Origin of the sequence: Nguyenibacter vanlangensis, assembly GCF_013376155.1 — a bacterium.
GTDB lineage: Bacteria > Pseudomonadota > Alphaproteobacteria > Acetobacterales > Acetobacteraceae > Gluconacetobacter > Gluconacetobacter vanlangensis.
Genome location: NZ_JABXXP010001073.1, coordinates 1 through 741, shown reverse-complemented (window position 1 = coordinate 741; position 741 = coordinate 1). Strand labels below are relative to the sequence as shown.

1 protein-coding gene is annotated in these 741 nt (G+C 70.9%); it reads left to right on the top strand.

Annotated elements, in window-relative coordinates; translation table 11 throughout:
• On the top strand, window positions 1-741 hold a 741-nt coding region (locus HUK84_RS21300), incomplete at both ends, for a SulP family inorganic anion transporter (RefSeq protein ID WP_176641938.1).

The following is a 741-nucleotide window of genomic DNA, read 5'->3' as shown; positions in this document are numbered from 1 at the left end:
GGGCGCGCGCAGCCAGCGGGCGCAGATCGTCTTCGCGCTGGCGACGCTGCTGGTGCTGCTGATGCTGACGGGGCCGTTGCGCGACCTGCCGCGCTGCGTGCTGGCCGCGATCGTCTTCACGGTGGCGATCGGCATGATCGACTGGCGGGCGATGTGGGCGATCCGGCGCGAAAGTCCGGGGGAGTTTCGCCTGGCCATGATGACCGCCGCCGCGGTGGTCGGGATCGGGGTGGAGCAGGGGATCTTCCTGGCGATCGCGCTGTCGCTGTTTCGCCATGTGCGCCATTCCTATCGCCCGCATACGATGGTGCTGCGCCAGGACCCGGAGACGGGGCAACTGGAGCCGGCGCCGGTGACGGCGGACGGGCAGATCGCGCCCGGCCTGGTGGCCTATCGCTTCGGCGCCGACCTGTTCTATGCCAATTGCGCGCGCTTCACCGACGACGTGCATCTGCTGGTCGACCACGCACCCGTGCCGGTGCGCTGCCTGGTGGTGGATGCCAGCGCGATCACCGACATCGATTTTTCGGCGGCCGGGGCGCTGCGCGACCTGCTGGCCGAATTGCGCGGGCAGGGCGTGTCGGTGCTGTTCGGGCGGGTCAGTCCCTATCTGCGCGCCGACATGGAGCGGCATCGGATCATCGCGGCTGAGGACCCGCATGCCAATTTCGCGTCGCTGCATCCGGCGCTGGCGGCGGCACGGGAGATCGTCCGGGCCGGCGCCGAGGGCGCGCCGGCGCG